This is a genomic window from Rhizobium pantanalense (assembly GCF_030182525.1).
In the GTDB taxonomy this organism is placed as follows: Bacteria; Pseudomonadota; Alphaproteobacteria; order Rhizobiales; family Rhizobiaceae; genus Rhizobium.
Window position 1 is genome coordinate 948,075 of the sequence record NZ_JAQJCH010000001.1, and the last position, 22,363, is coordinate 970,437.

20 protein-coding genes and 1 other RNA gene are annotated in these 22,363 nt (G+C 60.2%); 11 read left to right on the forward strand and 10 right to left on the reverse strand.

The window, feature by feature from the left end; all coding sequences use genetic code 11:
* Nucleotides 1–275 precede the first annotated feature (275 nt).
* From PH558_RS04510 to PH558_RS04525, 4 genes are all read left to right on the forward strand, one after another.
* Nucleotides 276–1,442, forward strand: coding sequence for an efflux RND transporter periplasmic adaptor subunit (locus PH558_RS04510; protein WP_285202440.1), 1,167 nt, complete (start codon nt 276–278; stop codon nt 1,440–1,442).
* A gap of 17 nt (nt 1,443–1,459) precedes the next feature.
* The gene (locus tag PH558_RS04515) at nt 1,460–4,594 is read left to right on the forward strand and encodes an efflux RND transporter permease subunit (RefSeq protein WP_285202735.1); all 3,135 of its coding nucleotides are present in this window, start codon (nt 1,460–1,462) and stop codon (nt 4,592–4,594) included.
* A gap of 246 nt (nt 4,595–4,840) precedes the next feature.
* On the forward strand, nt 4,841–5,854 hold the full coding sequence (locus PH558_RS04520) for a flagellin N-terminal helical domain-containing protein (protein ID WP_285202441.1): 1,014 nt from the start codon (nt 4,841–4,843) through the stop codon (nt 5,852–5,854).
* A 191-nt stretch (nt 5,855–6,045) separates the two neighbouring features.
* Nucleotides 6,046–6,714, forward strand: coding sequence for a YiaD family glycine zipper/OmpA-like lipoprotein (locus PH558_RS04525; protein ID WP_069612829.1), 669 nt, complete (start codon nt 6,046–6,048; stop codon nt 6,712–6,714).
* Nucleotides 6,715–6,773: 59 nt separating this feature from the next.
* On the opposite strand, the gene PH558_RS04530 is transcribed toward PH558_RS04525, so the two are convergent.
* Nucleotides 6,774–7,181: a DUF2000 family protein gene (locus PH558_RS04530; protein ID WP_095435238.1), complete on the reverse strand. Its 408-nt coding sequence runs from the start codon at nt 7,179–7,181 to the stop codon at nt 6,774–6,776.
* Nucleotides 7,182–7,195: 14 nt separating this feature from the next.
* Between PH558_RS04530 and PH558_RS04535 the strand changes: the two genes are divergently transcribed.
* On the forward strand, nt 7,196–8,083 hold the full coding sequence (locus PH558_RS04535) for an AraC family transcriptional regulator (protein ID WP_483314120.1): 888 nt from the start codon (nt 7,196–7,198) through the stop codon (nt 8,081–8,083).
* Between the two features lie 16 nt (nt 8,084–8,099).
* On the opposite strand, the gene PH558_RS04540 is transcribed toward PH558_RS04535, so the two are convergent.
* The 4 genes from PH558_RS04540 to PH558_RS04555 form a co-directional block, all read right to left on the reverse strand.
* Nucleotides 8,100–8,825 carry an amino acid ABC transporter ATP-binding protein gene (locus PH558_RS04540; RefSeq protein ID WP_285202442.1) on the reverse strand — a complete coding sequence of 242 codons (726 nt, stop codon included), beginning with the start codon at nt 8,823–8,825 and terminating at the stop codon, nt 8,100–8,102.
* Nucleotides 8,803–9,462: an amino acid ABC transporter permease gene (locus PH558_RS04545; protein ID WP_285202443.1), complete on the reverse strand. Its 660-nt coding sequence runs from the start codon at nt 9,460–9,462 to the stop codon at nt 8,803–8,805. The genes PH558_RS04540 and PH558_RS04545 overlap by 23 nt, the downstream gene beginning before the upstream one ends.
* A complete protein-coding gene (locus PH558_RS04550; protein ID WP_095435235.1) occupies nt 9,459–10,130 on the reverse strand; it encodes an amino acid ABC transporter permease in 672 nt (223 codons plus the stop codon). The genes PH558_RS04545 and PH558_RS04550 overlap by 4 nt, the downstream gene beginning before the upstream one ends.
* A 63-nt stretch (nt 10,131–10,193) precedes the next feature.
* Nucleotides 10,194–10,973, reverse strand: a complete 780-nt coding sequence (locus PH558_RS04555) for a transporter substrate-binding domain-containing protein (protein ID WP_285202737.1) — start codon at nt 10,971–10,973, stop codon at nt 10,194–10,196.
* Between the two features lie 345 nt (nt 10,974–11,318).
* Between PH558_RS04555 and PH558_RS04560 the strand changes: the two genes are divergently transcribed.
* Both PH558_RS04560 and PH558_RS04565 read left to right on the forward strand, forming a co-directional pair.
* Nucleotides 11,319–12,731: an FAD-binding oxidoreductase gene (locus PH558_RS04560; protein ID WP_285202444.1), complete on the forward strand. Its 1,413-nt coding sequence runs from the start codon at nt 11,319–11,321 to the stop codon at nt 12,729–12,731.
* Between the two features lie 225 nt (nt 12,732–12,956).
* Complete coding sequence (locus tag PH558_RS04565) at nt 12,957–16,679, forward strand: AsmA family protein (RefSeq protein WP_285202445.1); 3,723 nt, start codon at nt 12,957–12,959, stop codon at nt 16,677–16,679.
* A gap of 78 nt (nt 16,680–16,757) precedes the next feature.
* On the opposite strand, the gene PH558_RS04570 is transcribed toward PH558_RS04565, so the two are convergent.
* From PH558_RS04570 to ssrA, 4 genes are all read right to left on the reverse strand, one after another.
* On the reverse strand, nt 16,758–16,970 hold the full coding sequence (locus PH558_RS04570; RefSeq protein ID WP_092716493.1) for a ribbon-helix-helix domain-containing protein: 213 nt from the start codon (nt 16,968–16,970) through the stop codon (nt 16,758–16,760).
* A 104-nt stretch (nt 16,971–17,074) separates the two neighbouring features.
* Entirely contained in the window at nt 17,075–17,269 is a 195-nt protein-coding gene (locus tag PH558_RS04575; RefSeq protein WP_095435231.1) for a DUF4169 family protein, read from the reverse strand.
* Between the two features lie 54 nt (nt 17,270–17,323).
* Complete coding sequence (locus tag PH558_RS04580; protein ID WP_095435230.1) at nt 17,324–17,836, reverse strand: SspB family protein; 513 nt, start codon at nt 17,834–17,836, stop codon at nt 17,324–17,326.
* Nucleotides 17,837–17,954: 118 nt separating this feature from the next.
* Nucleotides 17,955–18,325: a transfer-messenger RNA gene (gene ssrA / locus PH558_RS04585) on the reverse strand.
* Between the two features lie 180 nt (nt 18,326–18,505).
* Here ssrA and PH558_RS04590 point away from each other — a divergent pair.
* A complete protein-coding gene (locus PH558_RS04590) occupies nt 18,506–19,426 on the forward strand; it encodes a thymidylate synthase (protein ID WP_285202446.1) in 921 nt (306 codons plus the stop codon).
* A gap of 71 nt (nt 19,427–19,497) precedes the next feature.
* Here PH558_RS04590 and PH558_RS04595 read toward each other — a convergent pair whose 3' ends face one another.
* The gene (locus PH558_RS04595) at nt 19,498–20,019 is read right to left on the reverse strand and encodes a GNAT family N-acetyltransferase (RefSeq protein WP_095435228.1); all 522 of its coding nucleotides are present in this window, start codon (nt 20,017–20,019) and stop codon (nt 19,498–19,500) included.
* 207 nt (nt 20,020–20,226) lie between these two features.
* Between PH558_RS04595 and PH558_RS04600 the strand changes: the two genes are divergently transcribed.
* The 3 genes from PH558_RS04600 to PH558_RS04610 all read left to right on the forward strand — a co-directional run bounded on the left by PH558_RS04600 (nt 20,227) and on the right by PH558_RS04610 (nt 22,356).
* Nucleotides 20,227–20,793, forward strand: a complete 567-nt coding sequence (locus PH558_RS04600) for a helix-turn-helix domain-containing protein (RefSeq protein WP_095435227.1) — start codon at nt 20,227–20,229, stop codon at nt 20,791–20,793.
* 102 nt (nt 20,794–20,895) lie between these two features.
* Nucleotides 20,896–21,732, forward strand: coding sequence for an NAD(P)-dependent oxidoreductase (locus PH558_RS04605; protein ID WP_285202447.1), 837 nt, complete (start codon nt 20,896–20,898; stop codon nt 21,730–21,732).
* Between the two features lie 105 nt (nt 21,733–21,837).
* Nucleotides 21,838–22,356, forward strand: a complete 519-nt coding sequence (locus PH558_RS04610; protein WP_285202448.1) for a dihydrofolate reductase — start codon at nt 21,838–21,840, stop codon at nt 22,354–22,356.
* Nucleotides 22,357–22,363 lie beyond the last annotated feature (7 nt).

Consider the following 22,363-nt stretch of genomic DNA (forward strand, 5'->3'; position numbering starts at 1 on the left):
ACAAGGCTTGATCGACGGCTGCTTTTCGCATCGGAACGGATCGTCTGAGAGGCCGGTGTCGTTGTCTGCGGAAAGATTACAACTTTGTCATAATCTGTGGCGAAACTTGCGGGATATGCTCAAAACCACGATATTGCAGCAAATCGGGCACAATCTTGCGTTATGGAGCCGTCCGAGCCGAAATTGACCCCCGGTTAAGTGCGCTGGGTGGATGAGGGGTCACAAAACCAACGACGCGATTTCATCGCCTCTGACACAACGAGCCGGAGACGTGCATGACCGCCTGGAAGCAGCTTTCCTTGTCTTTTCTTTTGCTGGCAGCCGGCATCGCCGCTGTCCTGGCCTTCGTGCCGAGTGCGGCGGGCCTGCTGCAGAAGGTCGGGGTTCCCGAGACCATTGTGGCCTGGATTGCTCCGCGCGATGGCGCGGCGGACGGAAAGGCGGAGACGAAGGCAAGCTCCGGGGGACGGCGCGGTCAGAACATACCGCTTGTCGTCACTGAGCCTGTAGTCAGCGGTGTCGTCAACGACCGCCTGAGCGCGATCGGTACCGGCGACGCCATCCGCTCGGTCGTCGTCATGCCGCAAGCAGCGGGTACGATCCGGGAAATTCTCATCAAGTCAGGCGACCGGGTGAAGCAGGGGCAGGTGCTGGCGCGTCTCGATGACGACGAGCAGATCATCGCTCGCGGTCAGGCGCAAGTGGCGCTGAAGAGCGCTGTCGAAAAATCCCAGCTCTACCGCAATATCAAGTCCACAGTCTCGCGCATGGATGTTTTCGATGCCGAGATCGTGGAGCAGGGTGCAAAGCTTGCACTGCAATCGGCCGAGCTAGCGCTGAAGCGCCGCGATGTGGTTGCACCGATCGACGGGATCGTCGGTATCGTGCCTGTGGTCGTCGGCGACAATGTGACGACAACGACCAATATCGTGATGCTGGACGACCGCTCGGAAATCCTGGTGGATTACTGGGTGCCGGAGCGCTTCGCCAACACCGTCAAGGTCGATCAGCCGGTGGAAGCAACGTCGGTGGCATTGCCGGGGCGTGTATTTTCGGGCGTTGTCGAGGCAGTCGACAATCGTGTTGATGGCGCGAGCCGGACGCTGCGCGTGCGCGCCCGCATCGATAATGCCTCCGATGTTCTGCGCGCCGGCATGTCCTTCAATGTCGGCATGCGCTTTGCCGGCGAATCCTATCCCTCCGTCGATCCGCTCGCCGTCCAATGGGATGGGGCGGGTGCGCATGTCTGGCGCGTCGTTGACGGCAAGTCCTCGAAGGTGCGCGTCAGCATCGTGCAGCGCAATCCGGATGCGGTGCTGGTCCGCGGCGATCTCCGCAATGGCGATCTCATCGTCATCGAAGGATTGCAGCGCGTAACCGAAGGCGGCGAGGTTCGCTTTGCCCGCGATATCGCTCAGGCCAAGGAGGTCATCACCCAATGATGACCGATGGCGACGATATGACGGATGCTGGCCCGGCGGCGCCCAAGCAATCCTTTACCGCACTCTTCGTGCGCCGGCCGATCCTGGCGCTGGTCTTCAACACGCTGATGGTCGTCGCCGGTCTTGCCGCCTATTTCGGCGTCGAAGTGAGAGAACTGCCCGATGTCGACCGTCCGGTCGTGACCGTCAGGACCGTATTCGATGGCGCATCGCCGCAGACGGTGGATCAGGAGCTGACGAAGATCATCGAAGGGGCGGTTGCTCGCGTCAGCGGCCTGAAGTCGGTCTCCTCCAGCTCATCCTTCGGTCAGAGCCGGGTAACGCTGGAATTTTCCGACGCGACCGATCTTTCGGTTGCCGCCAATGATGTCCGCGACGCCATCGGTCGCATCACCGAACAATTGCCCGATCAGGCGGATGCGCCTCAGATCGTCAAGGCGGATTCGGATTCGCAGCCGATCATGCGGCTTGCCGTCACCTCGAGCACCATGACGATGGACGACCTGACGCAGCTCGTCGACAAGGAGATTACCGACCGGCTGGCCTCGGTTGAAGGCGTCGCCGATGTCGAGCTCTATGGAGATCAGGAGAAGATCTTCCGCATCGACGTCGATCAGGCAGCTCTTGCGAGCCGAGGCCTCACCATCGGCGACCTGACGACGGCGCTTGCGACCGCAGCACTCGATGTACCGGCCGGATCGCTGAAGAGTGCGCGGCAGGATATCGTCGTGCGCGCCACGGCGGCGCTACAGACGCCGGAGGATTTTTCCCGGCTGATCATCAAGAACCGCGTGCGGCTTTCCGATGTCGCCACCGTGACGCTCGGACCGAGGGACGGCACGACCGCGCTGCGCTCGAACGGTGTGCAGGGCGTTGGCCTCGGCATCATCCGTCAGGCGCAGTCGAATACCTTGAATATTTCCGAAGGCGTGAAGGCCGTCGTTGCGCAGCTGTCTAAATCGCTGCCCGAGGGTACGCGCATCGTCATCACCAGCGATGATGCCCTATTCATTCAGGGAGCGATCCACGAGGTCGTGCTGGCGCTCGTCCTGTCGGCACTGATCGTCACCGCAGTCATCTATCTCTTCCTGCGCGACTGGCGGGCAACGCTGATCCCGGTCGTCACCATGCCAGTAGCGCTGATCGGCACGCTTGCCGCGCTCTATATGGTGGGATTCTCCGTCAATATCCTGACGCTGCTGGCGATCGTGCTTGCGACCGGCCTCGTGGTCGACGACGCCATCGTCGTGCTCGAAAATATCGTGCGTCGTCGGGCCGAGAAGATCGGGCCGCGTGCTGCCGCCGTGCTGGGCACGCGTGAGGTCTTTTTCGCGGTCATCGCGACGACGGCGACGCTTGCCGCCGTCTTCATTCCACTGTCCTTCCTGCCGGGGCAGGTGGGCGGCCTGTTCCGCGAATTCGGCTTCGTGCTTGCCTTCTCTGTGGGCCTTTCATCGATCGTGGCGCTGACGCTATGCCCCATGCTTGCCTCGCGCATGCTGACCAAGGAGATGCGCGAGGAGCATGGCGCGCTCGGGCGTTTCGGCGAGCTTTTCTCCAGTGTCTATTGTCGTACCCTCAAGGCCTGTCTCAATGCGCCTTTCGTCGTCATCGTCTTCTGTGCCGTGTTTTCGGCTGCAGCCGTCTTGGCGTTCGTAAACGTCAAGAGCGAGCTGACGCCGAGCGAGGATCGGGCGATGGTCATGTTGCGTCTCACCACGCCGCAAGGCGCAGGCCTAGATTATACCAAGGATCAATTGCAGCGCGTCGAAGAGCGGCTGCAGCCGCTGATGGACAGCGGCGATATACGAAATATCTACGCGATTTCAGGCATGAACAGCCAGAAGAACAGCGGCTTCATGGTGCTGACGCTGGCGCCTTGGAGTGAGCGTCATCGTACGCAGCAGGATATCGTCACCGATATCAACAAAGCCATGGCAGGCGTGCCGGCTCTTCGTGGCAATGTCATCCAAGCCAACAGCCTGCGCATCCGTGGCGCAGGCAGCGGCGTGCAGATGGCGCTCATCGGCAACAATCACGAAGCGCTGACCGAAGCAGCCCTGAAACTCGTGCAAGAACTCGACAAGACCGGCCAATTCGATACGCCGCGGCTGAACAACGAGCCGACACAGGCTCAGGTCTCCGTCACCATCGATCGTGAGCGCGCTTCCGATCTCGGGGTCGACATTTCAGGTCTTTCAGTGGCCTTGCAGTCGTTGCTTGAGGGCCGCTCCGTCGTCGACGTATTTGTCGCCGGCGAATCCTATCCGGTGCTTTTGACGTCGACGATGCGACCGATCGACGATCCTACGGACCTCGAAAATGTCTTCCTCAAGACCGGCGACGGCAAGATCGTGCCGATGTCGGTCATTGCGTCGTTGAAGGAGAATGCGGTTGCGCCGCAGCTGACCCGCGAGCAGCAGCTGGCCTCGGTTGCGATCACGGCCGGGCTCAAGAACGGCATGTCGCTCGGGCAGGCGGTCGAGGAAGTCACGCGGATCGCAGCGCCGCTCCTGCCGCCTGGTTCGCGGCTGATGGCGCTCGCCGAAGCGGCGACACTGGAGGAAAATTCCAGCGGCATGGCCCTGACTTTCGGTTTTGCCATTGTCATCATCTTCCTGGTGCTCGCCGCGCAGTTCGAAAGCGTGCTGTCGTCGATCATCATCATGTCCACGGTGCCGCTCGGCCTTGCCTGTGCCGTCTTTGCGCTCGTCATCACCGGATCGAGCCTCAACATCTACAGCCAGATCGGCCTAGTGCTGCTTGTCGGTGTCATGGCCAAGAACGGCATCCTCATCGTCGAGTTCGCCAATCAGCTTCGCGACAAGGGAGAAAGCGTGCGCGCGGCGATCGAAAAGGCCTGCGCACTGCGTCTGCGCCCGGTTATGATGACAATGATCGCGACCATCCTTGGCGGCGTGCCGCTTGTCTTTGCCGAGGGGGCCGGCGCAGAAGCGCGCGTCGCGCTCGGCTGGGTCATTGTCGGCGGCCTTGGGTTTGCGACCCTGGTCACGCTTTACATCACACCCATCGCCTATCTGCTGATCGCCCGCTTTGCGAAGCCGCAGACGCATGAGGAACAGCGCCTGCATGACGAGATGTCGGATGCGGCACTGCGCGCGAAGCTCACCAATCTTCGCGCGGCCGAGTAGGTCGGAACGAGCAGGTTACCCCCGTTGCAGGCGTTGCGCTTATTTATGGTAAATCAGGTGTATCGTTTAGCGCTTTTTTAAGCATGTTTGCTAATCATGTCGGTATGTAACCGCTGGAGCGCAGGCGTTGTTTTGCCTCGTTCCCCGTTCGCCGACACGCTCGGCCCGCGCGCATGAGCGCCCGCGGCAAGGTTCCGATGTCTCCTTGTGTTTGTTGCGTATTGTTGCGTCCGGAGTTCATGTGCCGTGAGTATTTTTTCGACCTTCATCAGGGTCAGTCCCTCCGTGAATACAGCACTGGAAGTGCTGAGGGACACCCAGACCAAACTGGGTAACGCCGAACGACAGATGTCGTCGGGCCTGCGGGTTCAGACGGCCAGAGACAATGCCACATACTGGAAAATCTCGACTTTGACGCATACCGACATCGGCGCGATTTCGTCGGTTCAGGATGCGTTAGGTCTCGCCGCCTCGACCGTCAGCACCGCTTCCACGGGTGTCAGCAGCGCGATCGATGTCGTCACCGAGATCAGGACGAAGCTCGTCGGTGCCTATGAGACCAGCGTCGACAAAACGACACTCAACGACGAGATCACCCAGCTCAAGCAGCAGTTGCGCAGCGTCGGGGAATCGGCGACCTTCAACGGCGTCAACTGGACCGTGCTGCAAGACGGCGCGGACCCGACTGACCCCCATGAGATTCCAGGCTCCCTTATCCGGGGCACCGATGGCACCGTAAGGATCGGCATGCTGAGCTATGCAGGCGTCAGCTCGACGACGGGGCCGATCACCTCGGCCGATGCGCGTTATCTGATCGACGATCAGGCGAGCGGCACCGGCGGATATGGCGTGCTGACGTCGACATCTTTCGCCACCGAAGCCGGCGCCGCAAAGAATTATGTGCTGATCAGCAGCAAGAACGGCAATACAAGCGGCCAAGTAGAGATCTCGCTCGATGCGAATACGACACGGGGCGCCATTGTCGACATGGTCAATACCGTGACTGGAATGCTGAACCAGCTCAAAACGATCGGATCCGCCTTCGGCTCCCTCGAAGCGCGTATCAATCTCCAGACCGAGTTCGCCAGAAATCTCAATGATTCGCTGACCAGCGGGGTCGGCAAACTCGTGGATGCCGATATGGAACAGCAGTCGAGCAAGGTTCTGGCGCTGCAGGCCCAGCAACAACTCGGGCTGCAATCTCTGTCGATTGCCAATGCGAGCTACAATACGGTTCTGCAACTCTTCCAGAACCATTGATTGCAGCGAACGGCTGAAATTGACGGGGCTGGTGGGTGGATGGCGCCGCACGTCCCCATGCGCCGGCTTCGGCAAAAGCCTTGCTGACGCTCTATGCACAGGGGACAAGGGGCTGGATAAGATTTCTCTTCATGATATTGCCGCAATGCTTCATATCTGCTGCGGCCATCGAACCGGAGAGCGACGATTCTATGATCAAGAAAATTGCCATTCTTGCCCTAGCGGCAGCCTTTTTGAACGCATGCACCACCACCGACCCCTATACGGGTGAGCAGAAGGTATCGAATACCGCAGGCGGTGCGGCGATCGGTGCCGGTGTCGGTGCCGTTGCCGGTCTTCTGATCGGTCATTCGCCGGCCTCGCGCCGCAATGCCGCGTTGATCGGCGCAGGCGTCGGTGCGCTTGCGGGTGCGGGCATCGGCAATTACATGGACCAGCAGGAATCCGAACTGCGTGCGCAGCTGCAGGGCACCGGCGTTTCGGTGACCCGCGTCGGCGACCGCATCATCCTCAACATGCCGTCGGCAATCACCTTCGACATCGACCAGGATGCGATCAAGCCGGAATTCTTCCCGACGCTCAATTCCGTCGCGATCGTGCTGCGCAAGTTCAACCGCACGCTGATCGACGTCAATGGCCATACGGATTCGACCGGCAGCCTGCAGCATAACCAGGATCTGTCCGAGCGCCGCGCCGGATCGGTTGCCTCCTACCTCGGCAGCCAGGGCATCGATCAGCGCCGCATGTCGGCCATCGGCTTCGGTCCGTCGCAGCCGGTCGCAACCAATGCCACCGAGGCCGGCCGCGCGCAGAACCGTCGGGTCGAGATCCAGATCGCACCGATCACGCAGAACGGTTAAGCCTTTCTGGACAAAAACGGCCGGGTCTCGCGATCCGGCCATTTTCTTTGCGCGTCCGATCACGCATGCATGCTCGCGCCCTTGGTGATCTTGTCGACGATTTTCTTGTCGGCGCGCAAGGCGATGCCGACGACCTTGGCATCTTCCGGCGCGAATTCGGAAAAGACGGCGCGGTTGGCCGCGTCATGGCCGGTTGAAAACATTTCCTCTATGAAGATGGAAGACGTGACGCCTCGCTCCAGCGAGCGGCGGTGGATGGCGGCAATGCTCTCCTTGTCAGCCGAGAGCACGATGATGGGCTGGATCGATAAAGCGTTGTAGACGTTGCCGGTGCGATCGCGATAGGCTTCTCCGATGATATCGGGATTTTGCCCGGCTATGCCTGTCGACAGGAAGGCCGTTACATTCAGCTTTTGCCAGGATTGAAGGTCGCTTCGCAAAACGATCGCGATTTTGGTATCGAACATCGATGGTCACTTTCATGCAGTCTGGAAATGGGACATTGCACGAGGATGTAGCCGGACAGATCTTCGAGGGTCTTGAACGTTTGTGCGTGACGCCGGAGAGCAATCGCATCCTGTCTGCGCCTGCCTATCCGGGCATCGAACGCATCCAGGCGCAGTTTCGCGGCGATGCCTTCGAGCTGCACCGGCATGATACCTATGCGCTTGGCGTCACCATGCGCGGCGTGCAGACGTTCCGTTATCGCGGCGAACAGCGCTACAGCCTGCCAGGGCGGGTGATCATTCTTCATCCGGACGAACTGCATGACGGCGGAGCCGCGACTGAGGACGGCCTCGTGTACCGGATGCTGTATCTGGAACCATCGGTGCTGTTTCAATGCCTTGAGGCGGCGCGTGTCGGCCTCCCTTTCGTCGATGACCCCGTGGTGGAAGACAATCGTCTCGCCGGCTTGTTACTGGCGGCGCTCGGCGAACTCGATCGCGAGCTGGATGAGCTCTTCGTCGACGATTTCGTCTCGCGGCTCACCGATGGACTTGCCCGGCATGCCCGTTTGCCGCAACGGCCCTTGGGCAGCATTGCGTGGGGGCAGGTGAAGGCTGCGCGGGACTATCTCGAGGCGCATGTCACGCGGGGCGTGCGCTCGCGAGAACTGGAACGCATCACCGGTCTCGATCGCTTTGCGCTTGCGCGGCATTTCCGCGCCGCCTTCGCAACAAGCCCGCACCGGTTCCTGCTGATGCGCCGGCTGCAGCAGGCAAAGGCGATGATTGGCGCGGGGGAGCCGATCGCGGAGGTAGCCGCGGCAACCGGATTTGCCGATCAGAGCCATCTGACCCGGCATTTCAAAAAGGCGTTCGGCATTGCTCCAGGTGCCTGGAACACTATGGTTCAGAGAGCCGGTTAGCGGGGCCTGCCGGCTCTCAATGGATGCCGAGGAACTGCTTGAGCTCCGGCGTTTGCGGATTGGCAAAGACCTCGCCGGGCGGTCCGATTTCGTGCACGCGGCCCTGGTGCATGAAGACCACGCGTGAGCAGACGTCACGCGCGAATTTCATCTCATGGGTGACCATCAGCAGCGTCATGCCTTCGCCGGCCAGTTCGCGCACGACGGCGAGAACTTCCGCCACCAGCTCCGGGTCCAGCGCGGAGGTGATTTCATCGCAGAGAAGCGCGATCGGCTGCATGGCGAGGGCTCTTGCGATGGCGACGCGCTGCTGCTGGCCGCCGGAAAGTTCATCCGGATAGGCGTCGAATTTGTGCCCGAGGCCGACGCGATCGAGCATTCGCCGCGCCATCGCCTCGGCTTCGGCCCTGGCGGTCTTCTTGACGACCATCTGCGAGAGCATGACGTTGCGTCCTGCGCTCAGATGCGGGAAGAGATTGAATTGCTGGAAGATCATGCCGACCTTCAGCCGGAGCGCCTTCAGATGGAGGTCATCGGGCAGAAGCTGTGCGCCTGCGACGGAGATCGAGCCGTCATTGATCGTTTCCAGCCCGTTGATGCAGCGCAGCAGCGTCGACTTTCCCGAACCGCTCTTGCCGATGATGGCGATGACCTCACCGGGCTCGACATCGAGGTTGATGCCTTTGAGGACCTCGTTGGCGCCGAAGCTCTTGCGGACTTCAGTGATTTCGATGAGCGACATTGAGCTTCCTCTCCAGGATCTGACTGCTTTTCGACAGCGGCCAGCACAGGGCGAAATAGATGAGTGCGACAAAGCCGTAGACGGTGAATGGCTGGAAGGTCGCGTTGGTGATGACGGTGCCGGCCTTCGACAGCTCGACGAAGCCGATGATGGAGGTCAGGGCCGTGCCCTTGACGACCTGTACGGAGAAGCCGACGGTCGGCGGCACGGCGATGCGCAGCGCCTGGGGCAGGATGACGTAGCGCATCTGCTGCAGATAACCCATGCCGAGACTTGCCGAAGCCTCCCATTGGCCTTTGGCCACGGCTTCGACGCAACCACGCCAGATTTCGGTCAGGAAGGCAGCCGACCAGAGGGTGAGTGCGACGCCGGCGGCGAGCCAGGCCGGCACGTCGATCCCGAAAAGCCCGAGACCAAAGAAAGCCAGGAAGAGCTGCATCAGCAGCGGCGTGCCCTGGAACAGCTCGACGAAATATCTGACCGCGATGCGGCCGGCCCTGGCCTTGCCGATCCGCAGGAACACGAGGATCGCGCCAACGATGGCGCCCCCCGCAAAGGAGACGAGCGACAGCAATATCGTCCAGCGTGCGGCCAGAAGCAGGCCGCGCAGGATATCCCATGTGGTGAACTGGATCATTGGCGGACCCTGCGTGGAAAGATCATCTTGCCCACGACTGCGAGTACCTGTCGAAGCAGGATCGCCAGCGCGAGGTAGATCGCCGTGGATACGAAATAGGCTTCGAAGGCGCGGAACGAGCGCGACTGGATGAAGTTTGCCGCGAAGGTCAGATCCTCGGCGGCGATCTGCGAGACGACAGAGGAGCCGAGCATGACGATGACGACTTGCGATGACAGTGCCGGCCAGATGCGCTGCAGGGACGGAACGAGGACGACATGCCGGAAGGTTTCGAACCGGGTCATGGCAAGGCTGGCGCCCGCTTCGAACTGACCGCGCGGCGTTGCCTGTATGCCGGCGCGGATGATCTCGCAGCTATAGGCGCCAAGATTGATGACCATGGCGAGATTGGCGGCGGTCATCTCGTTCATCTGCACGCCGATACCGGGCAGGCCGAAGAAAATAAAGAAAAGCTGGATCAGAAACGGCGTGTTGCGGATCAGCTCGACGTAAGCCGCGACGAAGGGTTTCAGCCAGCGTGGGCCGAGCGCGCGCGCCCAGGCGCAGGCAATTCCGAGGAGAATGCCAAGCACAGCGCCGATAAGGGTCAGCTCCACCGTGACGAGAACGCCCTTGATCAGCGTAGGATAGTATTCGGCAAGCCAGCCGAAATCGAAATGATATCGCATGGGAGAAAGCCCTGCTTGGACCGATCCCGCTGCCGAATGACGGCAGGATCGGCCCTGCGTTGATCAGAAGCCGGCCGGCAGGTCGGCGCCCAGCCATTTCTGCGACATCTTGTTCAGCGTCCCGTCCGCCTTGGCGGCGGCAATGATCTCGTCGACTTTCTTCTGCAGCGCCGGCTCGCTCTTGTTCAGGCCGATGAAGCAGGGTGAGTTGGTGATGAGGAATTTCATCTCGGGCTTCTTCGGCGGGTTCTTGGCGAGAATGGCCGCCGCGACGACATTGCCGGTCGCGACCAGCTGAACCTGTCCGGACAGGAAGGCGGAGATGGTGCCGTTATTGTCCTCGTAGCGCTTGATCGTCGCGTCCTGCGGCGCGACCTTGGTCAGCGCCAGATCCTCGATCGCGCCGCGGGTGACGCCGATCGTCTTGCCGGAAAGGTCTTCCGCCTTTGTTGCCGGGACATCGCCAGGGCCGAAGACGCCGTTGAAGAAAGGCGCATAGGCTTCGGAGAAATCGATGACCTTTTCACGATCCGGATTCTTGCCGAGGCTTGAGATCACCAGATCGACCTTATTCGTCTGCAAATAGGGAATGCGGTTGGCGCTGGTGACGGGAACGAGCTCCGTTTTCACGCCGAGTTTTTCGCCGATCAGATTGGCCATATCGATGTCATAGCCCATGGGCGCCATGTCCGTGCCGACGCTGCCAAAGGGCGGGAAGTCCTGTGGAACGGCGACGCGGAGTGTGCCGCGGGAGGCTATATCGCTCAGAGCATCCGCCCGAGCTGCGTCGGGGGCGGAAATTGACCCCATCGCCAGCATCGCAATTCCGAGTGCCATGAGCATTTGTCTGCGCTTCATCGAATGTCCTTCCAATCGTGGCTATGTGAAAGCTGAAAGGCGATAGGCAAGACATATGCCAGTCGACGGAAAACTGCGCCGCGGTGTTATGATCTGGATGAAAGTGGATGCTCGGTGATCGTCGAGGCGGTGGGCTGATTAAAATATAGGCAAAATTCTGCCGCGATGCTTTTTCCTACCAACCGATTGTCGTACCTTTGATCAATCGCACAAAACTTGAACTTATGCGCGATAGCGGTTCACTTTCATCACTGGACAGCGCCGCCCCAAATGCCCCATAGAACCGAGATGGGTTAACACCCTGGACGACCGCGATGGGAGATTCGGACTATGGTTTTGGCTGATGCAAAGGCGGGAACACGCAACGAGGCCGGCATATCCGCCGTTCTCGGCATTCTGAAGCAGGCCTTTGGCGAGCGTTTCCAGACCGGCGAAAGTTTTCGTGCGCAGCACGCCCATACCACCACCTATATCCCATCGCAGCTGCCGGACGGCGTGGTCTTTGCCGAAACGAGCGAGGACGTGCGGACTGTCGTGAAGGCATGTGCCGAACACAAGGTTCCGGTCATTCCCTTTGGCACTGGGTCTTCGCTGGAGGGGCAGGTGAATGCGCCACAGGGCGGCATTTCCATCGATTTCAGCCGCATGAACCGCATTCTCGAAGTCAATGCCGAGGATCTGGATTGCACGGTCGAGCCCGGCGTCACCCGCGAGCAGCTTAATACCTATCTGCGCGATACCGGCCTGTTCTTTCCCATCGATCCCGGTGCCAATGCTTCGATCGGCGGCATGGCATCGACGCGCGCATCGGGCACCAATGCCGTGCGCTACGGCACGATGAAGGACAATGTGCTGTCCGTGACCGTGGTGACCGCCAATGGCGAGGAAATCCGCACCGCACGCCGCGCCAAGAAATCGTCGGCCGGTTACGATCTGACACGGCTTTTCGTCGGCGCCGAAGGCACGCTCGGCGTGCTGACCTCGATCACCCTGCGCCTTCAGGGCATTCCCCAGAAGATCGCCGGCGGCGCCTGCGCTTTTCCGGATATCAAGGCGGCGTGCGATGCGGTCATCATGACCATCCAGATGGGCGTGCCCGTGGCGCGCATCGAACTGCTCGATGCCATGCAGATGCGGGCCTGCAACCGTTATTCCGGCCTGAGCTACGACGAGAAGCCGACGCTTTTTCTGGAATTTCATGGCACCGACGAGACTGTTGAGCTGCAGTCGGCGCAATTTGCCGAGATCGCGGCTGAATGCGGTGGCGGCGAATTCCTTTGGACCAGCAATGCGGAAGAGCGCAACAAGCTCTGGAAAGCCCGTCATGACGCCTATTGGGCCTGCCGGGCGCTGGCGCCGGAGCTGGCTGCGCTATCGACGGATGTCTGCGTGCCGATCTCGCGGCTTGCCGAATGCGTCGCGGAAACCCAGGCCGATATCGAGGCGCATGGCCTGTTGGCACCCATCGTCGGCCATGCCGGCGATGGTAATTTCCATGTGCTCGTCCTGTTCGACGACAAGACGCCGGAGGGTATCGCCGTCGTCGAGGAATTCGTCGCGCGCCTCAACGCGCGTGCGCTCGCCATGGATGGCACATGTACCGGCGAGCACGGCATAGGGCAGGGGAAGATGGCATTTCTGGAGCAGGAACTCGGCGATGCGGTCGATCTGATGCGTCAGATCAAGGATTCGCTCGATCCGGATGGCATTTTCAATCCAGGGAAGATATTCCGCAGGCACTGAAAGATGGAATATTTTCATGATCTTGGCTTGCTACAGGCGCGAATGGCGCTAGGCTGCATTCGCACTTTTCCGGTTTTTGCCATGAAAAGCCACTGACATGCGCTAGATGGGGCATATCTCCTGAAAAGAGCTGCTGTGACAGGCTGAGATCGGGTAGAACCATGCATTGCGCTCTGACAAGCGACGCCTGCATATGTTGGGAATGAAGATTGGAGACGATACGCGTTGTTAGGTAGGGTCCTGGTTTTTCTGGGTGGATTGCTCGTGGTGGTGCTGTTCGTGGCGCTGCTCGCTCCGCTCTTCATAGACTGGACCGATTTTCGCAAGAACTTCGAGGATCAGGCGAGCCGCATCATCGGCAAGAAGGTGACCGTTCACGGCACGGTCGATGCCCGCCTTCTGCCGTTCCCGTCGGTGACGCTGCACGATGTCCGTGTCGGCCAGGAGGCTGATGGCACGCCGCTGGTGCAGGTCGCCGAATTCTCAATGGATGCGGAACTTGCGCCTTTCCTTTCCGGCGAAGCGCTGATCTTCGATATGCGGGTGTCCAAGCCCAAGGTACGGCTGCGGCTGCTGAAGGACGGCACGCTTGACTGGATGCGCGGCAGCCAGCCGGAAATTCCCGCAAAGTCCGTTGTGCTCGAAAGCGTTCACGTCGAAGACGGCGACATTCTCTTCATAGACGAGCAGACGGGGAGGACCCGGCATGTCACCGGCCTGAACGCCCAGATGTCGGCCAGATCGCTTGCCGGTCCTTGGCGTATCGAGGGTGATGCGGCACTCGACAACGAGCATGGCAATTTCACGGTTTCCAGCAGCCAGCCTGATGACAACGGCGTCCTGCGAGTCCGCACCCGGCTGATGCCGGATCGTCATCCGCTGAATGTCGATCTCGACGGCGAATTGAAACTCGTCAACAGCAAGCCCGATTACATGGGCTCCTTCACAGCTGGGGTAAACGACAAGCAGGCGCGTGATTCCGCCGATCAGAAGGCGCAGCCCCGCATCAAGGGCCGTTTCGAACTCACGAATGATCGCATTCGCGTTCCCGAATACCGTCTCGAAGTCGGCGCCGATGACGATCCCTATATCGTCACCGGCGAGGCGACGCTGGATACGGGTTCCAAGCCGGAATTCCTGCTGACGGCCGATGGCCAGCAGATTGACGTCAATCGTCTCGGCAACAACAAGGGCACCAACGGCAAGACCAACCGCAACCCGGCGATCTCCGCGCGTCAGCGCCTGAACAATCTGATTGCGATCGCGGCTGAAATCCCGGTGCCGCAAGTCCCCGGCAAGGCGACCTTCCGCCTGCCGGCGATCGTGGCGGGCGACACGACCATACGCGATGTACAGCTCGATCTCGAACCGGCGGGAACGGGATGGAAGATCGATCATGCGATCGGCACGATGCCCGGTCGCACGCAGGTCGAAGCGCGCGGCAATCTAATGCTGCGGGGCGAGCCGAACTTCATCGGCAATCTGGTTGTCGCATCCAATCAGCCCTCGGGATTGGCGTCGTGGCTTGTAGGGTCGGTCGATCCGGCGATACGCCAGCTGCGTCAGGCCGGCTTCTCCGCCGATGTCAGCCTGAAGCATGACGAACAGCGCTTCGAAAATCTTGAGATTGCAATCGGTTCGGCCACGCTGAAAGGCCGCGTTGATCGCCAGAGCGGGACGGACAAAATCCCGGCAAAGCTTGCCGTCGATCTAACCGGCGATACTTTCGACTTAGACGCGCTGAGGGCGCTGACCGGGCTCTTCACCGGCCAGGATAGCGGAGAATCCCTCTTCGGCCACCGGATCACGGCGCATCTGCAGGCCGGAAAATTCATGGCATTCGGCGTGCCGGCCGATAATGTCGATACGTCCTTCTCCGTTGCCGACGGCGCTCTGACGATCGATAAGCTTTCGGTGCGCAATGTCGCCGGCGCCGAAATCACCGCAACCGGCCGCGCTGACGGCACGCCTTCCGACTACAAGGGATCGGGCGAGATCACCTTCAAGGCCGCCGATCCCGGGCCGTTCTTCGAAATGCTGCGCCAGCATCTGCCGCACCATCCCGTCATGGACCGGCTGGTGCGCAATGCTGCCTGGTATGGAAATACGGCTCTTCGCGGGGCGGTGACGCTCGGCGGGGATCAGGACAATGCGCTGACGGTGACGCTTGCCGGCGTTTCCAACGGCAGTCGCGTCAATTTCGATTATCGTATGTCGGATCTTTCGGCGTTCACGGGCAAGGGCACCACGACACTCGAGGGAACGCTGGAAAATTCGGTGACGTCGATCCTGTTCGGCCAGGCGGGTCTCGATCCGTTGCCTGTTGAGGCCGATGCCAATGGTCGTCTGACGCTGAAAGTGTCTGCAAGCGGTACCGATCCGGCCGATGCCGCACTGACATTTGCGACCGACAAGACGTCGTTTACCGCAAACGGCAAGGTGGATGTGCGTCCTGCCACCTTCCTCAACGGCAACATAGCGTTGTCGCTCGAAAGCGCTGACATCGATCCCTATTTCGTGATGAACGGCATCGGCATTCCGCAGATGGGCGCCGGTTTGCCGGTGAAGTTCCAGGCCAATGCCGCCCTAAACCCGGACAAGATCGTGTTTTCGGACATGAAGGGGCTGTTTGCCGACAATAACATGTCCGGCACGCTGACCGTCGATCGGAAGGCGCCGAATCTCAAGGCATCGGGCGAACTGTCGCTCGACAAGGCGGATCTCGACTGGCTGGCGGAAGCTATCTACGGGCCGATGAGCGATCCGAAGACGGGCATTCTGAACCAGGATAAACTCGGTCTGCCTGCCTTCACCGGAATGGATATCGGCGTCAAGCTTTCCGCAAAGCAGGTTTGGCCCGGCATATTCGGTCCCATTTCGAATTTCACCGCCAATGCGACCTACAAGGGCGAAGAATTGCGACTTAACGATCTGACGGGCGGCTGGAATGGCGGCACGCTGACCGGCAGCGCGATGTTCGCCAATTCCGACGGTACCGGTCTGCTGCAGACGAAGCTTAGCCTTGCCAACGGTGATCTTGCTGCTGTCGCATGGCAGCGCGACGGTGCGCCGCTTGCCACCGGCCGCTTCGGCCTTGCGATGAATGCCGAAGCGAGCGGCAAGAGCATTGCCGACCTTGCGGCCAATGCCAGCGGTTCGGGTGAAATGAAGCTCAGCGAGACGCATGTACGTGGCCTCAATCTTTCCGTCATGCCGCCGCTGCTTGCGGCGACGGATCAGATTCAAGGCGATATCACCGCCGCCAAGGTGCTGCCGATCGTGCAGACGCTGCTCAACAACGGCGAAGCGGTCCTTCCGGCGACCAGCATCCCTTTCAACATTTCCGCCGGCGTGGTGCGGGCGACCAATATTGCTGCCAGCAACGATCTGGCAAAGCTTTCGGGCAATGCCGAAATCAGCCTGCCGGATGAGCGTATGCGCGGCTCTCTCGGCATCGATTTCAACGCCGGCGCAGAAGCGCAGAGCGGGGCGGAACCGGCGCTGCGCCTCGATTTCGCCGGACCGCTGGACTCACCCGGCCGGACAATGGACGTGACGGACGTGACCAGCTTCCTGTCGGTTCGGGCATTCGAGCGCGAGCGCCGGCGTGTCGAGCGCCTGCAGGCCAATGTGCTTGAAAAGCAGCGGCTGCGGCGCGAGGTGGCGCTGTACAAGTATGTTGCAGGCGTGCGCGAGGCTCAGCGCCAGCGCGATGCCGCCGTCGAGCAGCAGCGCCGTGCGGAAGAAGAACGGCTGCGCGATCTGGCCCGGCAGGCGGCTGCGCAAAAGCAGGAGGAGGAAGAGGCGCGTGCCAAGCAGGCAGCCGAGGAGGCAGCCAAGGCCAAGGCGGCGGCCGACGCGCGAGCCAAGGCCGAAACGCAGCATCCGCCTGCGCCGCAAACGACGGCACCGTTGAACTTCAATGAATTGCCGGGAGTTGCCCAGTAGGGCGGCCAAATTGCAAATCGATCTATGTCGAGCGGCAGATGCGCGCTCACGACATTGTCGCCAGTTTCCCGCAACCGTTCAGTTGCGATCCTTCAGCCATCTGAGGACATAGAGGCGAAGTGCCGAGGAGAGGTTGCTGCCTGCTTCGCGCCCGTCATCGATCTCGGAGATCAACGCTGCGAGCGACGTACCGCGCGCGCTGGCGATCGCCTTCAGTTCTGTCCAGAAGGCATCTTCAAGGGAAAAGCTTGTGCGATGGCCATGAAGCGTCGCGGAATGTTTACGGATCATCAGCGGATCGATCAAAAATCGGAAATGGCGGGATATTTCTGAAAGTGATTCAAAATGGGGAAGTAAGCAACTGATTTCTGAAGTTTTTTATCTGGGAGTCTAAACTAGTCTTCGGTCGTCTTGGTTTCGATTCGGCCGGCCTCGTGCGTCTTCGCGGCCTTTTCGTTAAGCGTCGTCGTCAGCTTCTTCTCAGCCTTGGTTCGCCCGAAGGCGATGCGGTTTTGCTCCGCCTGCTTTTCCTTGTCCGAGCGGGCCTGCTTTTTGCGAAACTGGCGCAGATTGACGATTTCGGCGCTCATCGATCTCTTCCGTTACCGATATGAAAAGGGAAGCGAATGCTTCCCCTCCAATGCCTATTGCTTCTTGCGGAATGCGTCGAGGGAGACGACCGATCCCGGCTTCTTTTCCTCGCCCTCCTTGGCTGCGGCCGCCGGCGCTTCCTCGCCTTCGACCGGCACCGGATAGGCGGTGATCTCGCTTGAGGAGGTTTCCTCTTCCTCGTCAGCCAGCGGCACGTCGAACTCCAGCTCGAAATTCACAGATGGGTCATAGAAGCCGCGGATGGCGTTGAAGGGGACGACCAGTTTTTCCGGAACGTCGGAGAAGGAAAGGCCGATCTCGAACTGGCTTTCGCTGATCTTCAGATCCCAGAACTGGTGCTGGATGACGATGGTCATCTGCTCGGGATACTTCGCCTTCAGGTGCTGCGAAATGCGCACGCCCGGAGCGCCAGTCAGAAAAGTGATGAAGAAATGGTGGTCACCGGGCAGGCGGCCTGTAGCGCCGACCTCGGTCAGCACCTTGCGGATCACTCCACGCAGGGCGTCCTGTGCCAAAATGTCGTAGCGGATATGATCCTGCCCCATGCTTTCCTGTCTTTCGTTGGCCATGTTTTTTATAGGCTTATGCCACGCTGAACGCCGCCGGAAAAGCCCTATGCGCGAGTCACCGCATGTCGATCTATAATATAGCACTGGAGAAGAAGGTGAAGGCTTCTGTTGCCAGGTGCCTTCGAACCCCGCCTAAGAGTGCGACCCCTTAGGACTTTATTTGAAGTGTCACACCGCGATTAAGCAGCGAGACGAGCTTCCGCATAGTTGTCGTTTGCAACTACAATTTTAGCCCGATAACGGCGGTACAATGCCGAGCGAAAAGTCGATCTTTACACCCTTGTCGATCCTGTTTCGCCCCCATCAAAAGCCGGTCTGTCGCCAGTCTTGCCGGCCGGTTTTTGGTGGAGGCGCCGGGTACCGCCCCCGGGTCCAATAGGTTTATTACACCGCTCATTTATCGCCATAGCCGGCCCGAAGACCGGCAAGGCTGATATAGTGTTTTCCGCAGGCGAAGGGAAGGGCAATTGTCATAATTACGTCGCGGAAACATCGGTTTGTCCGCGAAGTTCGGAGATTTACCTGAATTACGTTTCCCTGCGGTTGGTTTCCCAGCGGCTTGTCATTAGAATTGCGAAAAAGGAATCGGTAGGCCGCTGTTGGGCAGCCTTGCGGCCGGAAATTCAAGCGATTTCGGAGCGGAAGATGGCTCGTCACCCAGAGTATCAATATCTCGACCTGATGGCGCATCTGCTCGAGCACGGCGATCGCCGCATCGATCGCACCGGCGTCGGCACCTTAAGCGGTCTCGGCGCGATGTTGCGTTTCGATCTTTCGAAGGGGCAGATCCCGATCTTCACCACCAAGCGTGTCTACTGGAAGCTCGCCGTCAAGGAGATGCTCTGGTTCCTGACCGGTGACACCAATATCCGCAATCTGCTGAAGGAAAATGTGCGGATCTGGACCGACTGGCCGCTCGCCAAATATCGCAAGATCACGGGCGAAGAGATCGATCAGGTCGCTTTTGAAAAGCGCATTCTGGAAGACGAGGCTTTTGCTCTGCAATGGGGCGATCTCGGCCCGGTCTACGGCAAGCAGTGGCGGCAATGGCGCGATGCAGAGGGCCGGGTGCATGACCAACTCGCTGCTGTCATCAAGGATCTCAAGACCAATCCCAGCAGCCGCCGGATGATTTTCCATGCCTGGAATGTCGGAGAACTTGCCGACATGGCGCTGCATCCCTGCCACATGGTCTATCAGTTCCACGTATCGAACATCTCTGCCGAAGGGGGCAAGCGGCCGCGTCTCAGTCTGATGGTTTTCCAGCGCTCATGCGATCTGTTCCTCGGCAATCCATTCAACATCTGTCAACAGGCGGTTTTGCTCGCCATGGTCGCGCAGCAGGTCGATATGGATATGGGCGAGCTGGTCTGGTCGGGTGGTGACGTCCACCTCTATCTCAACCATCTGGATGCGATCCGCGAGCAGCTCAGCCGTGAGCCGAAGCCGTTCCCGACCTTGCGCCTACTACGCCGACCCGACAGCATCGACGATTATCGCATCGCGGATTTCGAGGTTCTGGGGTACGAGCCGCATGCGGCGATCGCCGCCGAAGTCGCGGTTTAGGCGTTTCGGCCGGCAACGCCGGCGAGAATGAGTTTCGCCACCGTGATCGGCATGATCCCCATGCCTGCAGGTTATGGTTTGGGATCGGGATCGACGCGTTCGTCCAGCAGCAGCTGCAGGAAGGCGAGATCCAGCCACCGCCCGAACTTCGTGCCGACCTGCGGGAGGAGGCCGACCTGCTGGAAGCCGAGTTTTTCGTGCAGCCGTATGGAGGCGACATTGCCGGCCTCGATGCCTGCGACCATCGCATGTTTGCCGATCGCCCGGGCTCGCCCGATGAGCTCGATCATCAGCGCCTTGCCGATGCCGCCGCGATATTGATCGTTTCGGACATAGACCGAATGCTCGACCGTGTGGCGATAACCGTCGAATGCGCGCCAGTCGCCGAAGGAGGCATAGCCGACCACTTCTCCATGATCATCGATCGCTACCAGCACGGGGTAACCGAGCTTATGCCGATCCTGCAGCCATCGTTTGCGATTGGCGATGTCGACCTGCGTCTCGTTCCAGATCGCGGTGGTATTGGCGACGGCGTCGTTATAGATCGCGGTTATTCCCGCGAGATCCTCGTCTCTCGCATCGCGAATTTGCATCGGCGGCTCCGTAGGGCATCCACTAAATCGGATAGATGTCTTTGTTACTCTATCTTGTCATACATCGATTTCCATATCTGTCCACTATATTATTATATATATCCGACGGATAAAACGCACCGCGCTATGAGGTTCCTGAGAGATCAGGTTTTCGGATTTGCAGGGCGCTAATTGCCAGCCTTCCGGAAGTCCACTATAGTAAAACGCATGTCTCACCTTGATAATATCGACAGGCGCATAGGCGCACGCATTCGCATCGAACGGGAAAGCCGCGGCTGGTCGCTGACGGAGCTGGCGGACCGTTCTACGGTATCCCGTGCCATGATCCACAAGATCGAGCGCGGCGAAAGCAGCCCGACGGCGACGCTGCTCGGCAAGCTTTCCGGTGCCTTCAGCCTGAGCATGTCAGCCCTGATGGCGCGTGCGGAGATGCAGCAGGGCCGGTTTCTCCGAAAGGAAGAGCAGCCCGTCTGGGTCGATCCGCAAACGGGCTATGAGCGCCGGCACGTTTCCCCGAAGTCGGACCTGCCGCTCGATCTCGTCCGCATCGAGTTGCCTGCCGGCGCGGAGGTTCCGATGCCCGCATCGGCTTATACCTTCATGCGGCAGCTCATCTGGGTGCTGGAGGGACGGCTGACCTTTCTCGAGGGAGAGACGAGGCACTCGATGTCCGTGGGCGATTGCCTCGAGCTCGGTCCGCCGACGGATTGCGTCTTCAAGAATGAAAGCGGAGAGCCCTGCATCTATGCCGTCCTCGTGTTTCGCAACGCTTGACGGCCGGCGCTAAACTTACCGTGACCGCAAGGCATTGCGCTCGTCCGGCCGAACGATAGGCGATATGCTGCCGTCTTCCTCGATCGGAGAAGGAGATTGGCCGTGGAGATCGCAGTCATCGGAGCCGGCGCCATGGGAAGTGCCATTGGCCGGCGTTTGGTCGAAAAGGGGGCGAGGGTGCTCACCTATCTCGAAGGGCGTTCGGCTTCGACCATCGAGCGGGCGAAAGCAGCCGGCATGGAGCCGGTCGGATTGGACGCCATCGCGGCGTCGTCTCTCATTCTTTCCATCGTTCCGCCTGCGGAGGCGATTGCCGTCGCCGAGCAGATTGCCGGCGAAATGCGGCGAAGCGGCCGTAAGGCAACATTCCTTGACTGCAATGCGATCTCGCCGAAGACCATGGCGGAGATTGCGGCGATCTTCGGCGGCGACTGCGGCGTGGTTCTCGACGGCTCCATCATCGGCGGTCCGCCGAAGCCCGGCCAGAAGGGACCGAAACTCTATGTGAGCGGCGATACGGCGAACGACAGCGGCGTGCTGGTCGAATACGGACTGCAGGTCCGCAGCATCGATGGGGCGATCGGCGCGGCCTCCGCACTGAAGATGTGCTACGCGGGCATCAACAAGGGCGTGACGGGCCTCGGCGCCGCCATGCTGCTTGCCGCCATCCGTTCAGGGGCAGATGCTGCCCTGAAACGTGAACTTCAGGAAAGCCTGCCGGACCTCGACGCGAAATTTGTCCACGGCATTCCGGACATGTATCCGAAAGCCTATCGCTGGGTCGCGGAGATGGATGAGATTTCCGAATTCCTCGGCGAGGATGATCCAGCTGCCTTGATCTTCAAAGGCATGGCCGGGCTCTATCGGAAGATGGCCAAGGATCGGGAAAATGGAGGCATTTTGGCCGGCCAGCTCGATAAATTGAATAGTGGCGCCTGATACCAGGCCGTGGCAGGTACGTTCCATCTGCCGTTGCGGCCATGATGATATAAACTCGTCGGACCGACTCGCACTGGCGTCGGTGAGGCAGACTGAGGGAGACGCATGACCCAGCCGATCAAGACCATCGTCGTTGCCGTATCGCGCAACGGCATCATCGGGCGCGAAGGCGATATGCCCTGGCGACTGTCGTCCGATCTCAAGCGCTTCAAGGGGATGACGCTCGGCAAACCCGTAATCATGGGTCGCAAGACGTTCCAGTCGATCGGCAAGCCGCTGCCGGGCCGACCGAATGTCGTCATTACCCGGGATACCGATTTTACAGCCGAGGGAATAACGGTGGCGCACTCGCTCGATGAAGCGATTTCGGTTGCGTCGCGTCTGGCGAACGAGAGCAATGTCGACGAAATCTGCATCCTCGGCGGTGGCGAAATCTATCGGCAGGCGATCGGTCTGGCAGACCGGCTGCTGATCACCCATGTCGAGGCGGACGTAGAGGGCGACACATCCTTTCCAAAGATCGATCCCGGGATCTGGCAGGCGGATAGCGAGCTTGCCGTTCCGGCTGGAGAAAAGGACACTTATCCGACGCGTTTCGTTCGCTATTTCAGACGAAAAGCATAAGAGCTGC

Coding starts and splice junctions, on each gene's coding strand:
- PH558_RS04510 (WP_285202440.1), top strand. CDS start 276: ATGACCGCCTGGAAGCAGCTTTCCTTGTCTTTTCTTTTGCTGGCAGCC.
- PH558_RS04530 (WP_095435238.1), bottom strand. CDS start 7,181: ATGTTCGATACCAAAATCGCGATCGTTTTGCGAAGCGACCTTCAATCC.
- PH558_RS04525 (WP_069612829.1), top strand. CDS start 6,046: ATGATCAAGAAAATTGCCATTCTTGCCCTAGCGGCAGCCTTTTTGAAC.
- PH558_RS04570 (WP_092716493.1), bottom strand. CDS start 16,970: ATGATCCGTAAACATTCCGCGACGCTTCATGGCCATCGCACAAGCTTT.
- PH558_RS04535 (WP_483314120.1), top strand. CDS start 7,196: ATGCAGTCTGGAAATGGGACATTGCACGAGGATGTAGCCGGACAGATC.
- PH558_RS04610 (WP_285202448.1), top strand. CDS start 21,838: ATGACCCAGCCGATCAAGACCATCGTCGTTGCCGTATCGCGCAACGGC.
- PH558_RS04580 (WP_095435230.1), bottom strand. CDS start 17,836: ATGGGGCAGGATCATATCCGCTACGACATTTTGGCACAGGACGCCCTG.
- PH558_RS04600 (WP_095435227.1), top strand. CDS start 20,227: ATGTCTCACCTTGATAATATCGACAGGCGCATAGGCGCACGCATTCGC.
- PH558_RS04545 (WP_285202443.1), bottom strand. CDS start 9,462: ATGATCCAGTTCACCACATGGGATATCCTGCGCGGCCTGCTTCTGGCC.
- PH558_RS04550 (WP_095435235.1), bottom strand. CDS start 10,130: ATGCGATATCATTTCGATTTCGGCTGGCTTGCCGAATACTATCCTACG.
- PH558_RS04560 (WP_285202444.1), top strand. CDS start 11,319: ATGGTTTTGGCTGATGCAAAGGCGGGAACACGCAACGAGGCCGGCATA.
- PH558_RS04555 (WP_285202737.1), bottom strand. CDS start 10,973: ATGCTCATGGCACTCGGAATTGCGATGCTGGCGATGGGGTCAATTTCC.
- PH558_RS04595 (WP_095435228.1), bottom strand. CDS start 20,019: ATGCAAATTCGCGATGCGAGAGACGAGGATCTCGCGGGAATAACCGCG.
- PH558_RS04575 (WP_095435231.1), bottom strand. CDS start 17,269: ATGAGCGCCGAAATCGTCAATCTGCGCCAGTTTCGCAAAAAGCAGGCC.
- PH558_RS04540 (WP_285202442.1), bottom strand. CDS start 8,825: ATGTCGCTCATCGAAATCACTGAAGTCCGCAAGAGCTTCGGCGCCAAC.
- PH558_RS04515 (WP_285202735.1), top strand. CDS start 1,460: ATGACGGATGCTGGCCCGGCGGCGCCCAAGCAATCCTTTACCGCACTC.
- PH558_RS04590 (WP_285202446.1), top strand. CDS start 18,506: ATGGCTCGTCACCCAGAGTATCAATATCTCGACCTGATGGCGCATCTG.